16 protein-coding genes are annotated in these 18,635 nt (G+C 68.4%); 9 read left to right on the top strand and 7 right to left on the bottom strand.

From position 1 onward, the window contains the following. Positions 1–4: 4 nt before the first annotated feature. From ACWCOV_RS27115 to ACWCOV_RS27145, 7 genes are all read left to right on the top strand, one after another. Positions 5–1,099 carry a PP2C family protein-serine/threonine phosphatase gene (locus ACWCOV_RS27115; protein WP_449832123.1) on the top strand — a complete coding sequence of 365 codons (1,095 nt, stop codon included), beginning with the start codon at positions 5–7 and terminating at the stop codon, positions 1,097–1,099. A 42-nt stretch (positions 1,100–1,141) separates the two neighbouring features. Next, positions 1,142–1,594, top strand: coding sequence for a hypothetical protein (locus ACWCOV_RS27120; RefSeq protein ID WP_449832139.1), 453 nt, complete (start codon positions 1,142–1,144; stop codon positions 1,592–1,594). 56 nt (positions 1,595–1,650) lie between these two features. Next, the gene (locus tag ACWCOV_RS27125) at positions 1,651–2,091 is read left to right on the top strand and encodes an SRPBCC domain-containing protein (RefSeq protein WP_449832124.1); all 441 of its coding nucleotides are present in this window, start codon (positions 1,651–1,653) and stop codon (positions 2,089–2,091) included. Next, a complete protein-coding gene (locus ACWCOV_RS27130; protein WP_449832125.1) occupies positions 2,088–2,459 on the top strand; it encodes an ArsR/SmtB family transcription factor in 372 nt (123 codons plus the stop codon). Before ACWCOV_RS27125 ends, ACWCOV_RS27130 begins: the two co-directional genes overlap by 4 nt. 24 nt (positions 2,460–2,483) lie before the next feature. After that, positions 2,484–2,924, top strand: coding sequence for a nitroreductase family deazaflavin-dependent oxidoreductase (locus tag ACWCOV_RS27135; RefSeq protein WP_449832126.1), 441 nt, complete (start codon positions 2,484–2,486; stop codon positions 2,922–2,924). 219 nt (positions 2,925–3,143) lie between these two features. Next, positions 3,144–3,872, top strand: coding sequence for a CDP-alcohol phosphatidyltransferase family protein (locus ACWCOV_RS27140; RefSeq protein WP_449832127.1), 729 nt, complete (start codon positions 3,144–3,146; stop codon positions 3,870–3,872). Next, positions 3,873–4,709 (top strand): hypothetical protein, encoded by an 837-nt coding sequence (locus ACWCOV_RS27145; protein ID WP_449832128.1) that lies wholly within the window; start codon positions 3,873–3,875, stop codon positions 4,707–4,709. It abuts the gene before it with no gap. 66 nt (positions 4,710–4,775) lie between these two features. On the opposite strand, the gene ACWCOV_RS27150 is transcribed toward ACWCOV_RS27145, so the two are convergent. The 5 genes from ACWCOV_RS27150 to ACWCOV_RS27170 all read right to left on the bottom strand — a co-directional run bounded on the left by ACWCOV_RS27150 (position 4,776) and on the right by ACWCOV_RS27170 (position 15,345). Next, positions 4,776–8,135, bottom strand: a complete 3,360-nt coding sequence (locus tag ACWCOV_RS27150) for a S8 family serine peptidase (protein ID WP_449832129.1) — start codon at positions 8,133–8,135, stop codon at positions 4,776–4,778. Between the two features lie 204 nt (positions 8,136–8,339). Further along, on the bottom strand, positions 8,340–9,491 hold the full coding sequence (locus ACWCOV_RS27155; RefSeq protein ID WP_449832130.1) for an AAA family ATPase: 1,152 nt from the start codon (positions 9,489–9,491) through the stop codon (positions 8,340–8,342). 102 nt (positions 9,492–9,593) lie between these two features. Next, positions 9,594–11,465 carry an ABC transporter ATP-binding protein gene (locus tag ACWCOV_RS27160; RefSeq protein WP_449832131.1) on the bottom strand — a complete coding sequence of 624 codons (1,872 nt, stop codon included), beginning with the start codon at positions 11,463–11,465 and terminating at the stop codon, positions 9,594–9,596. After that, positions 11,462–13,126: an ABC transporter ATP-binding protein gene (locus ACWCOV_RS27165; protein ID WP_449832140.1), complete on the bottom strand. Its 1,665-nt coding sequence runs from the start codon at positions 13,124–13,126 to the stop codon at positions 11,462–11,464. Before ACWCOV_RS27165 ends, ACWCOV_RS27160 begins: the two co-directional genes overlap by 4 nt. A 323-nt stretch (positions 13,127–13,449) precedes the next feature. Beyond that, a complete protein-coding gene (locus ACWCOV_RS27170; RefSeq protein ID WP_449832132.1) occupies positions 13,450–15,345 on the bottom strand; it encodes a hypothetical protein in 1,896 nt (631 codons plus the stop codon). A gap of 204 nt (positions 15,346–15,549) precedes the next feature. On the opposite strand from ACWCOV_RS27170, the gene ACWCOV_RS27175 reads away from it, so the two are divergent. Then, on the top strand, positions 15,550–16,764 hold the full coding sequence (locus tag ACWCOV_RS27175; protein ID WP_449832133.1) for an MFS transporter: 1,215 nt from the start codon (positions 15,550–15,552) through the stop codon (positions 16,762–16,764). On the opposite strand, the gene ACWCOV_RS27180 is transcribed toward ACWCOV_RS27175, so the two are convergent. Next, positions 16,726–17,274, bottom strand: a complete 549-nt coding sequence (locus ACWCOV_RS27180) for an AAA family ATPase (protein ID WP_449832134.1) — start codon at positions 17,272–17,274, stop codon at positions 16,726–16,728. The genes ACWCOV_RS27175 and ACWCOV_RS27180 overlap by 39 nt on opposite strands. Positions 17,275–17,361: 87 nt before the next feature. Between ACWCOV_RS27180 and ACWCOV_RS27185 the strand changes: the two genes are divergently transcribed. Continuing rightward, entirely contained in the window at positions 17,362–17,691 is a 330-nt protein-coding gene (locus ACWCOV_RS27185; protein ID WP_449832135.1) for a hypothetical protein, read from the top strand. A 17-nt stretch (positions 17,692–17,708) separates the two neighbouring features. On the opposite strand, the gene ACWCOV_RS27190 is transcribed toward ACWCOV_RS27185, so the two are convergent. Continuing rightward, positions 17,709–18,122, bottom strand: a complete 414-nt coding sequence (locus tag ACWCOV_RS27190) for a hypothetical protein (RefSeq protein WP_449832136.1) — start codon at positions 18,120–18,122, stop codon at positions 17,709–17,711. Between the last annotated feature and the right edge of the window lie 513 nt (positions 18,123–18,635).

Below are 18,635 nucleotides of genomic sequence, written 5' to 3' on the forward strand. Positions count from 1 at the left end.
CACCATGAACAGGAGCGGCGGTCTCGCTGAGGTACGACGGCTCAGCCGCAGGGCTGAAGCGCTGGCACGGCGCGCGCGCCGTTCGCACCAGATGGCGTTCGTCGTTCTGCTGCTGATGGCACTCGTCGGCAGTGCTTGCAGTCTTGCCTGGCCGAGACACGTGCCCGCGTCGCTACTGGTCATCCCGCTGCTCCTCGGCGGTCTGCTGCTGCGCTTCCGGCAGCTGGTGGCGCTGACACTGATCTCGCTGGCCGCCGGTTCGTACATCGTGATGTCGCGGCCGCCGGAGCTGCCGAAGACCGGGTTCGTCCTGGTGCTCGGTGTCGTCGGCTGGATCGTCATCACCTCGGCGAAGGTCCGCAGCCGGCTCGGCGTTCCGGGGACCCGCAGCGAGTCGATGCTGACGGAGTTGCGCGACACGCTCACCGCCCAAGGTGAGCTGCCGGACCTGCCGTCCGGCTGGCGGGCCGAGGCCGCGATCCGGCCCGCGGGGAGCTCGACGTTCTCCGGCGACTTCGTCGTCTCGACGACGCGCGACGACGTGCTCGAGGTCGCGCTGGTCGATGTCTCGGGCAAGGGAATCGACGCGGGGACGCGGGCGCTGCTGCTGTCCGGTGCGTTCGGTGGGCTGCTCGGCGTCGTACCGGTGGTGGAGTTCCTGCCGTCGGCGAACCGGTACATGCGGCGGCAGGACTGGGACGACGACTTCGCCACCGTCGTGCACGTCGCGGTCGATCTGAAGAGCGGGGACTTCGACGTCCGGACCGCCGGTCACCCGCCGGCGATCCAGTTCGACGCATGGTCGGGGCGGTGGCTGACGAAGGAGTCCGACGGGCCCTTGCTCGGGCTGATGGAGGCGCCGGAGTTCGAGGTGAACCACGGGCAGCTGAAACCGGGTGATGCGTTGTTCCTCTACAGCGACGGGATGGTCGAGACACCGCGGCGCGACATCGGGCGCGGGACCGACCGGCTCGCCGGCCACGCCGAACGCCTTGTCGCGCAGGGCTTCGAGGGCGGCGCGGCCGAACTGGTCGCGGCGGCGGGCGGCCCGGGTGACGACTCGGCGATCGTGATCATCCACAGGACCGCGCACGGCTAGGTCGTGCGGTCCGCCGATGGCGTAGCCTGCTCGGTCGTGACGATGGACAAGGATGTCTCCTTCGATGCGGACTCGGACCTGAGTGCGCCGGACGTCTCGTTCGAAGAGTTGCTCGCGATGATGCCGGACTCGGTCCGCGAGGTGTTCCCGCCGTACCGCTGGCAGCTGGAGAAGTTGTGGGAGCTCGACCTCAAGGTCGAGCCGGTCGAGGTCGCCGACCTGGCCTGGATCTTCGACCTGCCGCTGTGGCAGCTCGACGGCGAGCGGTTCAAGGTCACGCCGAACCAGGTCGCGGCCACCCCGATGAACTTCCGCGCCCACTACCAGCGGGTGATGGACGCCGACCTCGACCACCCGGTCAACCTCGTCGCCTACCGCGGCCGCCTGGTCGTGCTGGACGGCGCCCACCGGTTGCTGAAGGCCCACTTCCTCCGCCGCCGCTGGGTCGAGGCCACCATCGCCACCGCCACCCAGCTCCGATCCTGCGCGGTCTGAGGCCGATGTGCAAGTCGCGACTTGCACATCGATCGGCTGAGTGGCAGGGTGGAGGCATGGACAGCAGGGTGGTGGAACGTGAGGTGTACGTCGACGCGCGGCCGGAGGTGGTCTGGGCGGCAGTGACCCATCCGGAGAACTTCGCCCGGTGGTACGCGTTCGGCGGAGCGGAGATCGACCTGCGGCCGGGCGGGCGGCTGGTGATGCGGTGGGACGAGCACGGGGAGTATCGCGGGTTCGTCGAGAAGGTCGAGCCGGGGCGGCGGTTCGCGTACCGGTACGCGGTGGATCCGGGCGTGGATGCAGCGCCGGGGAACTCGAACCTGGTCGAGTTCACCCTCACGCCGGAAGGTGAGGGGACCAGGTTGCACGTGGTGGAGAGCGGGTTCGACCGGCTGGACGTTTCCGTCGAGGAGCAGGCGAAGCGGGCCGAGGAGTCGGCGCGGGGTTGGGACGGTGGTCTCGCTGCGCTCACGGAGTTGGCGCCGACGCTGTGACCGCCGTACGTGTCGACGGGGTGCTTGGTGCGCTGGGGGATCCGACGCGGCGGGTCGTCGTGGAGTTGCTGGCCGCCACGGGCGGTGGGACGGCGACCTCGCTGGCGGGGGAGTTGCCGGTGACCAGGCAGGCGGTGGTGCAGCATCTCGCCGTACTGCGGGAGGCCGGCCTGGTCGAGAGCCGTCGTGAGGGCCGCGAGGTCCGCTTCGAGCTTCGTCCCGCGGCGCTGACCGCGACCGCGGCCTGGATGGCGGACGTGGCCGCCCAATGGGACAACCGGCTGCGGATCATCGCCGAGATCGCCGAGACCGCGCAGGTCGAGGCCCAGCTCGGCGGCGAGCGACGCGCCGGCGGTGTCGAAGGGTGACGCGTCACCATTAGTATTGATGACATGACATCGAACAACGACGAGTACGCGCCGAGCCCGACCGACTGGGTGCGCACCCAGGTGGAGAAGGTCGAGGCGGCCGGCACCACCGAGGTGGTCGACATCATGGGGATGCGGGTCGTGCTGCTCACCATGCGCGGCGCCAAGTCCGGCAAGATCCGCAAGGTCCCGCTGATGCGGGTCGAGCACAATGGTGTGTACGCCGCCGTCGCCTCGCTCGGCGGTGCGCCGAAGAACCCGGTCTGGTACTACAACCTCAAGGCCGACCCGAAGCTCACGCTCCAGGACGGTGAGGTCACCAAGGAGTACGTCGCCCGCGAGATCGAGGGCGCGGAGTACGACGAGTGGTGGGAGCGGTCGGTCGCGGCCTACCCGCCGTACGCCGAGTACCAGACCAAGACCACCCGGAAGATCCCGCAGTTCGTGCTGGAGCCGGTGAGCTAGCAGCTCAGCCGGACGATGGTGGAACCGGCGGCGACCGTCAGGATGCCGTCGGTCACCGCGTCCCGGTAAGGACTGTGCACAGATCCGCGGCGGAACGGTACAGGGTGACTGAAGCGGCCCGAGGGTTGTGAGACGCTGGGCTCGGCCCGGTCCCGTTGACCGGGCACGACGCGTTGCGTCGACCGAGTTCTGGGAGTCGTCCTGACCACACACGACGCGGTGCAGGAACCGTTCGTCGGGTCGACGCGGTTGCGTCTGGCCGGACTCGCACTGCATGCCTATACCGCGAGCGGAACGGTGCTCGCGCTGCTGATCGTCATTGCCGCCATCGACGGCGACGCCGTCCGCGCGCTCTGGCTCGGCCTGGCCGCCCTGGTGATCGACGGAACCGACGGGATGCTCGCACGCCGGCTGCGGGTGAAGGAGACCATCCCGTGGTTCGACGGGGCGATGCTCGACAACATCGTCGACTACCTGACCTACGCGTTCGCGCCGATCGTGCTGCTCTGGACCGGCGACTACCTGCCGTCCGGCGCGTGGGGCGCGGTCCTGGCCGCGTTGCCGTTGCTTGCCTCCAGCTACCAGTTCTGCCGGGTCGACGCGAAGACCGACGACCACTTCTTCCTCGGCTTCCCCAGCTACTGGAACGTGGTCGCCTTCTACGTCGTCATCCTCGGCCTCAGCCCGGTCACCACCGGCGTGATCCTGGTGGTCTGCTCGATCCTGGTGTTCATCCCGGTCAAGTACGTCTACCCGTCGCGGACCAGGGCGTTCCGGTCGCTGAACCTGCTGACGACGGCGATCTGGCTGGCGGCGTACGCCGTACTCCTCGCCCAGATGCCGGATCCGAACGCCGTCGTAGTCGCGGTGTCGTTGTCCTACTTGCTGTACTACGCCGTACTCAGTCTGTACCTGACTTTCTGGGTGCCTCGGCGCAAGGCCGCCTGAGTGGTCCTAGGTCTCGGCGCGGCACTCGGTGCCGCCTTGCTTTTCGGTATCGCGTCGATCCTGCAGGCCGTTGGCTCGCGTGCTGTGCCGACCGAGTCGGAGTTGGATCCGCGACGGCTCGGCGGGTTCGTCGTCGCGCTGCTCAAGCAGCCTGCGTTCCTCGCGGCGCTGCTGCTGAACCTGGCCGGCTTCGGGCTGCACTTCGTTGCCTTGCGCCTGCTTCCGCTCTACCTCGCGCAGGCCGGGATCGCGGTCAGCCTGGTCGTCACCGCCCTGCTCGCAACCCGGTTGATGTCGGACCAGTTGAGCGCGCTCGAGTGGTCTGCCGTAGTCGCAGTTTGCGTCGGCCTCGGCCTGCTCGCGGTCTCAGCCGGCGATGCTGGTGACAGCGACCGCCACCAGGGTCTCACCATCGGCCTCATCGTCGGCCTCGTGGTCATCGCCGTACTAGGCGCCATCGCCAGCCGCTCCCAGCACGGCGTCTCCACAGCGCTGCTGGGCCTCTTGGCCGGCCTCGGGTACGCCGGGGTCGCCATCTCGGCGCGCTTGCTCCAGGACGGCTCGATCGCCGAAGTGGTCCGCAGCCCGACCACCTACACCCTGCTCCTGAGCGGCGCCCTGGCCTTCATCCTCTACTCGCTGGCCCTCCAACGAGGGTCGGTAACCCTCGCGACCACCCCCATGATCGCCCTCCAAACCATCACCCCCGCGGCCGTCGGCGTCTTCGTCCTGGACGACGCCGTCCGCTCCGGATGGTGGCCCGGAGCCATCACCGGCTTCATCCTCTCCGCCATCGGCTCAGTGATCCTGGTCCGTTTCGAATCAGTCAAAGACTGATCCGCGCAAGGACCCGGGCCGGACCCGTAAGGATCCGGCCCGGGCGTCAGGGCGACGGTCAGGTCGTCAGTTCACGATGATCCTGTCGACCTCGATCGTGAGGCCCTTGACCAGTGGGGTGGAGGTGCCGGTCGTGACCGTGCCGGTACCGCGCTGCACGCCCTTGATGTTCATCGAGTAGGTCATCGAACCGCCCGGAGCGCCAGGCGTACTCGTCACCCGGTAGTCCGTGACCGGCGGGCCGGTGATCTGGCCGCCGGCCGTGCCCTCGAAGTTCTCGGCGCCGACCGTCAGGCCGTAGCCTGCGGGCGGACTACCGGGAAGGTTCGCCGGGTCGTAGGTGAACGTGATGTCCTCGCTGCCGTTGACACCGATCCATTGCTGGAACACCTTCAGGCTGGTCGTTCCGAACAGGTTCACCCGCCATTCCAGGACCAGCCAGTCGCTCACCCCGTCGGTCAGCGTGGCGGCGAAGATGCCCGGCGCCCCGGTGCCGTCGAGGTCGGTCCAGTACGACGCGAGCACGTTGTTCGGACGGGCCGGGTCTGGCAGCGTCTGCGGCTGGAACTGGACGTCGTCCCCGGTCGAGCCACCCACGACGGAGTACCCGTTGGAGGTGACTCCGATCTGGTTGTACGTCTGTCCGGCGTACACGAACGACGGGACGGTGAAGTTGATCGCCGCCTCGTCCCCGATCGGAGTCGGCGTGATCCCGAACGCGTCCAGCGGGAGGTACGGCGCCGGGCCGTTCCCCGGCGCGATTCCGGGTGCGTCGGGTTGACGGCCGGCCAGGGTGGCCGTCTTGGTCGCGACCTGCGAGCCGACCTTGGTCGCGCCGGTCACGCTGTCGAGCCGCAACTGCGAGCTCAGCGTGCTGACCGCGGTGACGTCCGTGGTCTGCAGGCTGTTGTTCTGTACCGTCACGGTGCAGGTCGAGAGCCCGGTGTTGCGCGGGATGCTGGACGGAGTGCAGGTCTGGTCGACCGGCACGATGCCCTCCTGGCGGAAGAACGCCACCGGAAGGTGCAAGGTCCGGCTGCCGCCGACCTGCTTGAGGTTGACCTGGCCGAAGTACTGGCCGTCGGGCAGCTCCGGTGCGGTGATGGTGATCGTCAGCTTCTGCGTCTTACCGGGCTTCACCTGGAACACCGGCGGCAGCACCGTGATGTTGGCGCCGTTGACGGTGGTGCCGGAGGCGGAGAAGGTGAGCGTCTGGTTGGTGACGTTCTTGACGACTCGCTCGGCGGTGATCAGGCCCGGCATGGTCGGCGCGTTGACCGACGGCAGGTTCAGGTCGATCCGGTTCAGCGGGTCGGTGGCCGATGCGGCGTAGTTCGCCGCCGTCTCGTCCAGCGTCAGGCCGGGGTTGCCGGCCTTGGTCAGGTCGATCCGGCCGCCGCCGTAGTCGAACGGGTCGGCCGGGGTGACGCGGTCGGGCTTGGTGACCGACGTCTTGGCGGTCGTCTCCAGCGCGGACTTGATCTGGCCCGGCGTCCAGGACGGGTTCAGGGCGAGGACCAGGGCAGCCGAGCCAGCCACGTGTGGCGAGGACATCGACGTACCGGCGATCACCTGGTAGAGGTTCCCGGGCGGTCCCTCGGCCGGGGACTCCGGCGTCGGAGTCGCTCCGGCCATGATGTGCAGACCGGGTGCGGTGACGTCGGGCTTGAGGAAGTCGCCACCGGGGCCGCGCGACGAGAAGTGCGTCATCACGTCGCCCTGCCAGGTGGTCGTAGCGCCCTGGGTGAACGATGCAGTGGTGCCGGGGTGCGCCGAGAGGAACGCCAGCAGCGTGTCCGACTCAGGCTTCTCGAGGTGCACGGCCGGCAACCAGTGGTTGTCGGTGAACACGTCGGCCGGTGTGGCGTTGTACATGAGCAGCCCGACGGCGCCGCCCTGCCTGACGTTGAAGCCCTTCATCACCCGGCCGGGGCTGAACTGACAGGCGACGATCTTGCCGGTGAACAGGCCTGCGGGCGCGGGCGTGTCGCAGAGCGCGTTGTTGTACGGCGGTGCCGAGCCGAGGACGACCGGTGCCGCGGTGCTCAGGCCTGCCGTGATCGACGCACCCGAGATGGTGGCGGTCGCGAGGGCGCCACCGGGATCGTTCAGCGTGACCGTCGATCGGAAGGTCCGGCTCTGTGTGGACGCGGCGACCGTGGTGACCCACGGGCTGCGGTGGTCGGTCGTGTTGGCGCCCGGACCGGAGTTGCCGGCCGAGGCGGAGACGAACACGCCGGCCGCGTAGGCGTCCAGGAAGGCGAGCTCGACCGGATCGCTGTACGGGTTGCTGCCGCCCGAGATCGAGAAGTTGATCACCCGGACGCCGTCGAGGATGGCCTGTGCGACGGCCTGGACGGAGTCGGACGGGAAGCAGCCCTCGGCGCCGCAGACCTTGTACGCCGACACGGCCGCGGCCGGCGCGATCCCGGCGATCGGGCCCCGGTTGATGCCGAGCGGATTGGCCTGCGCGACAGGTCCACCGGCGGACGTGGTGGCGGTGTGGGTGCCGTGACCGTTCGAGTCACGCGCACTGTCGGGGTACACGTCGCCGCCGATCACCGCGTTGTACGTGTCGAGGAACGGCTGGCCGCCGATGAGCTTGCGGTTGCAGACGAACGGGTCCGCGGCCGGTGTCAACGGGTTGTCGCCGAAGTCGCACGTCCGCGGTGTGCCGTCAGCCTTCGGCGGCGGCGCCGGCAGCGTGCCGGGATCGGCGAAGGACGCGTGTTCCGGCCAGGCGCCGCTGTCGAGGATGCCGACGATGATGCCCTTGCCGGAGTTGGCCGAGCCCCCGAGCTGGCTGTAGATGGCCGGAGCCCCGATGAAGGAGGCGCTGGAGTCGGTCAGCAGTTGCTGCGGATCGTCGGGCTGGACCGCCGCCACGCCGGGCAGCTTCAGCAGGTCGCGTGCCTTGTTCGCCGGCACGCTGACCGCGACGCCGCCGTACACGGTGCGCAGCTTCTGGCCGGCCCTCGCGCTCGGGACCTTCGTGCTCATGGCGGCGAGGAAGTCGCTCTCCATCGCGGTCACGTGCCGCAGGTACTTGGCCGAGTTCGCGCTCTTGGTCTCGAGCCGTTTGCCGGTGACCGAGGGGCTGGTGCCGGGGAGGCCCTTGATGCCGCCGCGGTATGCGGCCAGCGAGTCGTAGTCGAGCTTGACGACCACTCGGACCTGCTTGGCCGACGTGCTGTTGACGAGATCGGGGTCGCTCTTGGCGAGTTGACCGCTGGGCGACTTCGCCCCGTTGACCGTACTGGCGACGGTCAGGGGCGTCGCCGTCCAGGCGCGGCCGTTCGGCGCGGTGGGGGACGGGTCAGCGGCTGACGCGCTCAGCGCAGGCAGCGTGGCAGCAAGCAGCAGGCCGGCGGACAGGCCGGCCACGGTGGTACGTCGAGTGGTTCGTCGGTGGATCGGTGACCTCATGCGCGGCCTCCTGTGAAAGGCGGAAAGACGCCGTCACCACAGGAGACAGACATGGGACATCGGGCAGACGCGACGTCGACGCAGCAGACCCCTCAGTCCTGTGACCGAACCCCCCCGGGTACCGGCGTAACGGCACGCACCCCCACGGTGCGTGCCTGAGCTGAGGCTATGCGAGAACGCCGACCCCGGCTAGACCTGGATCCATCACCGCGTCGGCCACTTCCAGGGCGGTTCGTCGAGGGGGCGCTGGCCGGCGATGGTGGTGGCGCCGTGGTCTTTGACGAGCTCGATGGTGTGCAGGTCGTCGGAGAGAGCGTCGAGCGCGGCCAGGAACGGGCGGGAGTGGGTGACGACGATGACCTGGGTGTCTTTCGCCGCGGTGACGACCAGGTTGGCCAGTGCGGGTAGGAGGTCGGGGTGGAGGCTGGTTTCGGGCTCGTTGAGGACCAGGAGCTCGGGCGGTCGCGGGGTGAGGAGTGCGGCGACCCAGAGGAGGTATCTGAGGGTGCCATCGGAGAGTTCGGCGCCGGACAGCGGTCTGAGCAGGCCGTGCTGGCGGAAGGCGATCTCGAAGCGCCCTGCGGCGTTGACGATCTCGACGCGGCTGCCGGGAAACGCCAGCTCGATCGCCTCGTCGAGGGCGCCCTTCGCACCGATCTCGCGGATGGTCTGCAGGGCTGCTGCGACATCGCTGCCATCGGGGCCGAGAACTGGCGTGCGAGTGCCTACCTGGACCCGTCGTGCAGGCGCGTCGGCGTCGGTGCGGAAGTGGTCGTAGAAACGCCACGACCGGAGGCGGTCCCGGACGGTCAGGAGTTCGGGTGCGCGTTCGGGGTCGGCGTACTCGCTGAGCATGCTGTCGAACGTCTGCAGCTGATGGCCGCCGCGTTGCCAGTCCCCGTCGTTGGAACGGATTCGCACCTCGCGGTTGACCCGCTCGACCAGGAGCGCGGCCGGGCGCAGGAATGGTCCTGACCAGAGCGCTTCCCGCTTGATCTCCGGGTCGAGGTCGAACACCGACCCGTTCGGTTGCGGCAGGCCGAGGTCCATCAGATAGCCGTAGTCGTCCCCCGCGAACCCCATCCGCAGCCCAACCGACTTGGTCCGGACGGTGCCCTGCACCGGCCGGTCCTTGCGCACGTACTCCGGGCCTGCCCACAGCGTCGACTGCAAGCCGCCTTCGCGGGCCAAGGCGGCGACGGCGCCGTTGCGCGACGCGTCAGCGAGCAGTCGAAGCGCGCGGTACAGGCTGGACTTCCCGGTCCCGTTCGCGCCGGTCACCACGTTGAGCCCGCCCAGTGGCATCACCAACCGCCGCAAGGACCGGTAGTTCTCCACCGCCAACGCCGTCAGCATGCCGCTCACGCTACCTAGCCACTCCGACAGACTGCTCGGGAGACTTGGCGTCAGCCAGCGGGCGCGTGGGAAGATCCCACGCGCCCGTCTGTCGCGGTTGGGTCAGGCCAGGGAGTCTTCCCAGGCCTGGTGGAGGCCGGCGTAGCGGCCGCCGGTGGTTATCAGGGTGTCGGGGGAGCCGTCTTCCATGATCTGGCCGTATTCGAGGACCAGGACGCGGTCTGCGGTCTCGACCGTGGACAGGCGGTGGGCGATGACGATCGCCGTACGGTCCGCCAGGATGGTCCGCAGCGCGCGCTGGATGAGCCGCTCGCTGGGGATGTCGAGGCTGGATGTCGCCTCGTCCAGGATCAGTACGGCGGGGTCCGCCAGGAACGCCCGAGCAAAAGCAACCAGCTGCCGCTGACCAGCGGACAACCGGCTGCCGCGCTTCTCCACCTGAGTCTCGTACCCCTCGGGCAGCGCCATGATGAAGTCGTGCGCGCCGATCACCTTGGCCGCCTCGACCACCTCGTCCAGCGTCGCACTCGGCTTGCCGAACCGGATGTTGTCCGCGACCGTCCCGGTGAACAGGAAGTTCTCCTGCGTCACCATCACCACCCGCTCGCGCAGGTCGTCCTCGGTGAGGTCGCGCAGATCGGATCCGTCCAGCAGCACGTGACCGCTGGTCGGGTCGTAGAACCGCGCCACCAGCTTGGCGATCGTGGTCTTGCCCGCACCCGTCGTACCAACGAGCGCCAGTGTCTGCCCCGCCGGCACATCGAGATCGAGACCGGGCAGCACCGCGACACCGTCGACGTACTGGAACTGCACGTTGCGCAGCTCCAGGTGCCCACGGCTCTTGCCCGGTCGTACCGGCTTGACCGGCTCCGGTACGTCGGGCTTCTCGTTGAGCACCCCGGACAGCTTCTCCAGGGCCGCGCTCGCGGACAGGAAGGTGTTGTAGAACTGCGAGATGTCCTGCAGCGGCTCGAAGAACTGCCGCAGGTAGAGCAGGAACGCGGTCAGTACGCCGACCGTCACGTGACCGTGGTACGCCTGGTACCCGCCGTACGCCAGGATCGCGACGATGGTGATGTTGCCGACGCCCTTGATCGACGGCATGAAGATCGCGTTCAGCCGGAACGACTCGAGGTTGGCTTCGCGGTACTTGTCGTTGACGCCGTGGAAGATCTCCTCGTTGCGCGGCTCCCGGCGGAACGCCTGGACCGCGCGGATGCCGGTCATCGACTCGACGAAGTGCACGATGACGAGTACGACGGCCTCGCGGGTACGGCGGTAGACGACAGCGGACCGGCGCCGGAACCAGGCGGTGATCAGGATCAGCGCCGGGAATGACAGCAGCGCCAGCAGGCCGAGCTTGAAGTCCAGGGTCAGCAGCAGGATCGCCGTGCCGATCAGGGTGAGCAGCGCCGTGACCAGTCCGTCGAACCCGTTGGCCAGCATCTCGTCGATGACGCCGACGTCCGAGGTGAGCCGGGAGATCACCCGGCCGGAGGTGTACTTGTCGTGGAACGCCGGGCTGAGCCGCTGGAAGTGGTCGAACACCCGGCGGCGCAGACCGAGCAGGATGGTCTGGCCGAGCTTGCCGGACCGCATCAGGAACAGCTGCCGCGCGAAGGCCTGCAGCAAGGCCATCACGAACACGGTGACCACGATCGTGATCAGGGTCTTCGGACCCTCACCGGCGAGGATCGGCGGGATGCCGTTGTCGATGCCGAGGTGGACCAGGTACGGCACCGCGAGCCGGGCGCCGTTCTCGACCACGACGATCACGACCAGCAGCCAGATCATCTTCGAGTACGGCCGGAGCAGCTCGCCGAGCAGCTTGCGCGAGTCCTCCTTCAACCGGATGGTCGTTGCCCTCGACAACTCCCGGTCGCCCTCGTCCTCGAAGTACCCCCGCCAGGACTGTTCCGCCGACTTCTCCTCCCCGGCGTCGGACTGAGGAGGTGTCTGCTGGGTCGTCGTCATGCGTGCACCTCCTCTTCCTCGGCCGCGAGCAGCAGCCGGTACGCCGGTACGTCGGTGAGCAGCTCGTGGTGCGTGCCGACATGGGTGATCGTGCCGTTCTGGAGCAGGGCGACCTTGTCCGCCAGCATCACCGTCGACGCGCGGTGCGCGACCACGATGCCGGTGGTGTCGGCGAGCACGTTGCGCAACGCCTCCTCGACCAGGGCCTCGGTGTGGACGTCCAGCGCCGACAGCGTGTCGTCGAGCACCAGCACTGCGGGCTTGGCGAGCACGGCCCGGGCAAGCGCAAGTCGTTGCCGTTGGCCACCGGACAGCGACATGCCCTGCTCGCCGACCCGGGTTTCCAGGCCCCACGGCAGGTCGTTGACGAACTCGGCCTGCGCTACCTGGAGGGCTTGCTGGATGTCTGCCTCGGTCGCGCCCGGCCGGCCGAGGGTGAGGTTCTCCCGGACGCTCATCGAGAACAGCGTCGGGTCGTCGAACGCGGACGCGACCGCGCCGCGCAGCGACTGCAGGGTCAGGTCACGGACGTCGTGCCCGTCCAGCGTGATCCGCCCGCCGGTCACGTCGTACAGGCGTGGAACCAGTGCGGTCAGAGTGGTCTTGCCGGACCCGGTGGCGCCGACCAGGGCCAGCGTCGTGCCGGGGGTGAGGTCGAGGTTGACGTCGTGCAGGATCTCCGGGGAGTCCGGGGAGAACCGGAAGCTGACGTTCTCGAACCGCAGGTGGCCGCGCGGGTTCACCAGCTCCTCGTCGCCGGACTGGATGGTGGACCAGGTGTCCAGGATCTCGCTGATCCGGTCCGCCGCGGTCATCGACTCCTGGGCCATCGCCAGGATGGCGCCCAGCGACGTGACCGGCCAGATCAGCGACAGCATCAGCGTGATGAAGGCGACCAGGGTGCCGAGGGTGATCGCCTCCCGGCCGACGGCGAGCGCGCCGAGCAGCAGCACGACCACCAGGGTCAGGTTCGGGATCACGCCCAGGAAGCTCCAGAACCGCGACGCCAGCCGGACCTTGTCGACCGAGGTGTTGAACAGGGTGACCGCGCCGTCGTCGAACTGCTGCTGGACGTGCTGGCGCCGGCCGAACGCCTTGATCACCCGGAAACCGAGCGCCGACTCCTCGATCTGGGTGGCCAGGTCGCCCTGCTGGTCCTGGACCTTCCGGGAGATCACCAGGTACTTGCGCTCGAACTTCAGCGACACCACGATGATCGGCACCGCCGCCGCGAGGACGACGACACCGAGCGGCCAGTACAGCCGCAGCAGCAGGGTGGTGACGACCACGAGTTGGAGGATGTTCATCACCAGGAACAGCAGGCCGAAGCCCATGAACCGGCGGATGGTGGACAGGTCGGTGGTGACCCGGGAGAGCAGCTGGCCGCTCTGCCAGCGGGTGTGGAACTCCATCGGGAGGGACTGCAACCGCACGTACAGGTCGTGCCGGAGGGTGGCCTCGAGGTCGCTGACCGTCCGGGACTGGGCCCAGCGGCGCACCCAGACCAGGATCACTTCGGAGATGCTGAGGCCGAGGGCGAGCAGTGCCAGCGGGACCAGCATGTCGAGCTCGCGGCGGGTGACCGGGCCGTCGATGATGGCCCTGGTGACGAGGGGGACGGTGAGGCTGACGCCGACGCCCAGCATGGCGGTGGAGAACATCGTCGCCAAGCGCCAGCGGTGTGGTCGGAGATAGGGGCGGAGCCGCCAGAGGTTGCGGCTGCGTTCGGGTGCTCTGGTGGTAGGGGCTGCGATCGACGGCGCTTGGGCAGGTCTCTCTGAGGGCATCTGGACGGGCGCACTTCCCATCATGCTCGGTTCGTGGGGGTTGCCACCGGAAAACGGCGCACTTTCCAGTATCGCCTACGGGTAAGCGCTTGTCCCTCGAATTCCATTCCCCGGCGATGAATAACCTCGTGTCGCAATAGGCGACCCCCGCCACCACGCGGTGACGGGGGTCACAGTGATTACGGATCGCGATAGGTCTACGGATTGACTCGCAGGAACGCGATGCCGTCGATCGTGGCCGGCGCCGTGGAGGTGGAGACGATCTTGACCGCACCGGTGCGGAACGGCGTGATCGGCAGGTAGGTCACCTTGCGGGCGGTCGTGGTCGCTGCCAGCGAGACTGTGCCGATCTTGATGTTCGCGTGGTAGATGTCGACCCGGCCCTGCCCGGGTCCGTGGATCGCGACCAGGGCGATCCGGGCCCCGGCCTCCGCGGTCTTGGTCAGGTAGGCGCCGTTCGCCTTGAGGATCGACGTGGTGCCCTGGAACGCGAGCGTGCTGGTCGACCGCGTCACCGACCCGGCCGAGGTGAGGGCGCGGTCGTCCTGGGGCGCGACGGCGCAGATCTGCGGCGACCAGGCGGAAAGGTTGCCCAGGTAGTCGCGGGAGCGGACCAGGAAGCACTCGTCCCAGCCCAGCCGCGGCGTCCAGGTGATCGACGTGATCTTGGTGTTCTGCCAGGTCGGCGGGTAGATCCACTTGCCCAGAGCAACGCCCGGAGCGGCGATCTTGTAGACCACGTCGTACGACTCGATGTCGGTGTCGTCCTTGTAGGCCCACCGGAACGTCACCGGCGCCGTGACCGCGACCCGGTCACCGATCCGCAGTGTCTGCAGCACTGGCGCCGTTCCGTCGACCTCACTGCAGTACGACGTACTCCAGGCGCTCACGTTGCCCGCGTAGTCGCGTGCCCTGACCTGCCAGCAGGTGTCAGTGCCGATCGCTGCGGTGTAGCTCGCGCCGGTCGTCTTGAGACCCTGCCACGAGGGGACCTGGTTCCATGCGCCGTACGGCGATGTGCGGTTGGGGCGCTGCTGGATGCGCAGGTCGTACGAGTCGACGCCGGTCGCGGGGGAGTTGGGGTCCTGCGGGTCGGTGAAGGCCCACTCGAACGACAGGCTCGTGTTGTCGCGGATGCGCTCACCTGCCGACGCGCTGGTCAGCACCGGTGCGACTGTGTCCGGGCGCTGCTGCGGGTCCGCGGTGAGCCAGTTCAGGGTGATGACGCGGGCCTTCGAGTCCGGGTCGGCGTACACGATCTTGGCCAGTCCCGAGCCGTCGGCGCGGAAGCCGGCGGACTGCCGGACCGGTCCGTACGTGCGCTGGCCGAGGGCCGGGTCGTTGAGGTCAGTGACCAGGAGGTTCTGGTCGGTGGTCGCCTGGACGGTGAACCCGTTGCCTAGCTGGGAGTCGGCCGCGACGGTGAGGTTGCGCGGGGCCTGGGGGCCCTTGACGTCCACCACTTGGCCGCAGCCGCTCAGTAGGGCCCAGCGACCGTTGACGCGGTCCGGACCGACAGCGCAGTTGCTGGCGACCAGGACTGTCTTGACGGTGCCCGTGGTGAGGTCCTTGCCGGTCAGTTGTCCGGGATCGGTGACCTTCCAGACAGTGCTGTCGGACATGGCGAACGGCGGGGCGTAGTCGGCCAGCTTGGTCTTGGTGGCGACGTCGTACACCTCTGCGGTCGCAGCGTTGGGGGTGCGGTGGGAGACGAGCTTGCCGCCCTTGCCGAGGATCACCTCATCCGCTGCAGGGAAGGTGAGGCCGCCGACCTTCGCCGTACCTGCCTGGAACGTGAGCAGGGACGAGCCCTCGAGCTGGAAGGGCTTGGTGTCGTTCGAGCCGCCTGTAGCTGTCCAGGTGGTGCCGTTGTTGCTGGTTTCCCAGAGCGTCTGGTCGGTGCGGTCCGTCGTCACCACCCGCGCGCTGGACAGGCCGACCTCGCCGACCTGTGCCGTGGGCGTTCGCGGGGTGACCAGTACACCTTCGCCCAGGTGCTCCGGTGGATCGGCTGCCATCACCTGACTCGCCAGCACCGGTACCAGAGCGATCGCACCGGCGACCGCGGCCGCCTTGACCCGCAACCTGACCACAAGAACCCCCTCGGCGCCGCTCCCCAGCGGGCCCGTCGACACAGGGCGGCACCCTAGCCAGTAACCACCGGTAACGGAAGCGCTTACCGGCCTGGACCAGACTGGGCGGGCTGTCGGCGCATCGGTTTCGCGGGTGGTGAACAGGCTCTGCCGGGGGCGAACAGGTGTAGTCGGGCGAGTGTGCTCGGTGACAGGTTGCCGGGCATGGCTTGGGTCGTCAGGGGTGAGTTCCGGAAGCTGTGGGTCGGGCAGTTGGTGTCGGCGTCGGGGAGTGCGATCACCACAGTGGCGCTGCCGTTGGTCGCCGTACTGACGCTGCATGCGTCGGCCGTGGAGATGGGTGTGCTGGCGGCGCTGAATGTGCTCCCGCACCTCGTTTTCGGCTTGCCGGCTGGCGTGTGGGTGGAGCGGTGGTCGCTGCGGCGGGTGCTGGTGGTGACGGACATTGGGCGCGCCGTACTGCTCGGGTCCATCCCGGCCGCGGCGGCCGTTGGGGTGCTACGGATGTGGCAGCTGTACGTCGTGGCCGTGCTGACCGGTGTGTTGACGCTGCTGTCCGACACCGCGTCGATGACGTTGATGCCCGCGTTGGTGCCGCGTGACGACCTCATCCGGGCCAACAGCGCGCATCTGCTCAACCTGAACGTCGCGTCGACGGCAGGGCCTTCTGTGGCGGGGTTGCTGGTGCAGTTGGTGACTGCGTCGTTTGCGATCTTGTTCGACGCGGCGTCGTACGTGGTGTCTGCTGTGGCGTCGTACCTGATCCGTGAGCCTCGACGTGAGGTGGCTGAGCGGTCGGAGGTGCGGCTGACGGATGGGCTGCGGACAATCTTTGGCAGCCCGGTGCTGGGACCGCTGGCGGTGTCCGCGACCGTCGGTGCGATCGCTGGCTCGTTGCAGGGGCCGCTGATCGTTCTCTACCTGGTCCGCGAGCTCCACTGGGCGCCCGGACTGGTCGGTGTGGCGATCACGGTCTTCGGCTTGGCCGCCATTGTCGGCTCGTTGGTCGCGCCTGCGTGGATCCGCCTGGTCGGCATCGGCCGCGGCTACATCACTGGGCAGCTCATAGCTTCCCTGACTGGGGCTGCGCTGGCAGTCGGCTTCGCTCCGGTCGTCCTGCTGGGCCAGGCGTTGGCGGGGCTGGGCATGTCGCTGTTCGCCGTACCCCAGCGCACCCTGCGACAGTTCCTGGTCCCACCCACCGCTCTGGCTCAGGTCGCCGCCACCTGGCGCACCCTCGTCATCGGCGGCCAATCCCTGGGCGCCCTGACCTCAGGCTTGCTAGCCACGACGCTCGGTCTCCGCCCCACACTCATCCTCTCCACCACCGCGATGCTTCTCGGCACCCTCATCGCGGGCCTCTCACCCCTACGGACCCTTTCAGTCCTCGAGCGGGTGGGCGATCCGGCCGCCCGATGACCAGGAGAGGTCGGTGATGATGCGGGTGGCGGTGTCGTCGAGGGTGCTGGTGGAGTCGATGATCTGCTCGCCCGGTACGCCGAGGAGGTCGCACGGTTGGTACCAGTCACGCAGTTTGTCCGCGTCGACGCCGTACGACGGTTTGGTGTGGTGTCGCCGTACGGTCTCCTCGAAGGGGAGCTGGAAGTAGTACACGCCGGTGCGGCCGGCGTGGTCGGCGATCAGCCGGCGGACCATAGCGCCGTACGTCGGGCTGTAGAGGATGCCTTCCAGGATCACGTGGTAGCCGTTGTCGAGCGCGTACCGCACTGTCTGGTCGATCAGACCGATGTTGGGCGCAGCCGGCCGATCGTGCTCGCGCAGAAGCGTCCGCCGCAGATAGTCCTGCTCGACCCAGGCGACGCCGCGACCGACCCGCCGCCGTACCTCCTGCGCCGTAGTGCTCTTCCCCGACGCCGAGTTCCCCCGAACCACAACCAACCGCGACCCCTCATCCCCAAGCTTCGCCACCCAGCAGACCCTAGCCCGCCAGCAGCCTGAGCGCGGTGGCTCCCAACCGGTGAATTGGGCCTAGTCGATGGCTGGATGATTGCCCGCATGCGGAGAAGAGAACGTCGCGCCGAGAACCTGGCCGCGCGGGCGAACGCGATCCTCATGCACAACGCGTTGGCCGGCATTCGCACGATCGCCTATCTCCGACGAGACCCCGGACCCGTCGCGGACGAACCCGTCGACGACCACCACGAGCTCATCCGGTTGCTGGCGAACACCGCCGCCGGCCTGCCGGGGTCTCTCCGCCCTGACACGCGCCAGACGCCTGCTGAAGCCCTGCAGTACGCGTGGGACATCTCGAACGAGCTGATGCGTCGCTGGATGCGGGAAACCCTGGCGATCGAAGGCATCCCCCTCGACGAGCTCGTCTCCTGACACCCCCGACACTCGCTCTATCGATGGTGGACGGTGCCGTCGTGGACGAAGGATCCCCATCCGTGGCGGGCGCAGAGGATCAGTTCGGCTGCGAGGCGGCCCGCGGTGGGATCCTGCAGATCGGAGGCCACCCGCTCCAGCATGGACGAGGCGGCGAGGACGGTGCCCTGGATGGCCAGCACAACACTGACAGGTTTGTTGTTCTCTCCGAGGTACTGCTCGTAGCCCGATTCCGGATCGAAGACCCACCAATCGAGCAGCACAGCCAGCGCCGCGCGCCTAGGACAGCCCGGATGCACGTCAATGACTTCGAGCAGTGCCGCTGTGGCCGCAACCCCGGCCGGGTAGATCGTGCCACCGTGGTCGTTGCCGGCCGCAGACCGCATCATCGTGGCCGGATCGGCCCACCCTCCGGCCTTCGCCGAGACCATGGCCCGCAACGCACCAAGGACCGCCTCCGGCCGGTAAGCCGCCGGCCCTGGGACACCCGCCCAGTCCACCGCCTCCCACGGTTCCTCATGCACGGCCCGACGCTACAACCCGGCGCTGTCCAACCAGGGCCTCATAGCCAATCCCCGCCCGGGCAGGAATCCACATGCAAACGGGACCACGGGCGCTTCTACACCAAAGGCCCAGGTCATTTGACCTGGGCCTTTAGGGGTGGAGCGGGTGACGAGAATCGAACTCGCGTAGCCAGTTTGGAAGTGCGGCCGACCGCCCGCCTGGGTGGGATCTTCGCACCTGAAACACACCCCCGCCACGCCCCGTGAGTGACCGCCGATGACCACCCCTTAGGGCACGTGGAGGGCACGAGTCTGAGATGCCACACGTGGTTGAGGCGGGTGGTGGCCAGACGTTCGTGCCGATCACAGCTAGCAACGTGCGGTGACCGGTCTATTCCGGTCCGTAGCCTGACAACGAAATCTCAAACCATCGCATGTATT

The organism is Kribbella sp. NPDC002412, from assembly GCF_053592935.1.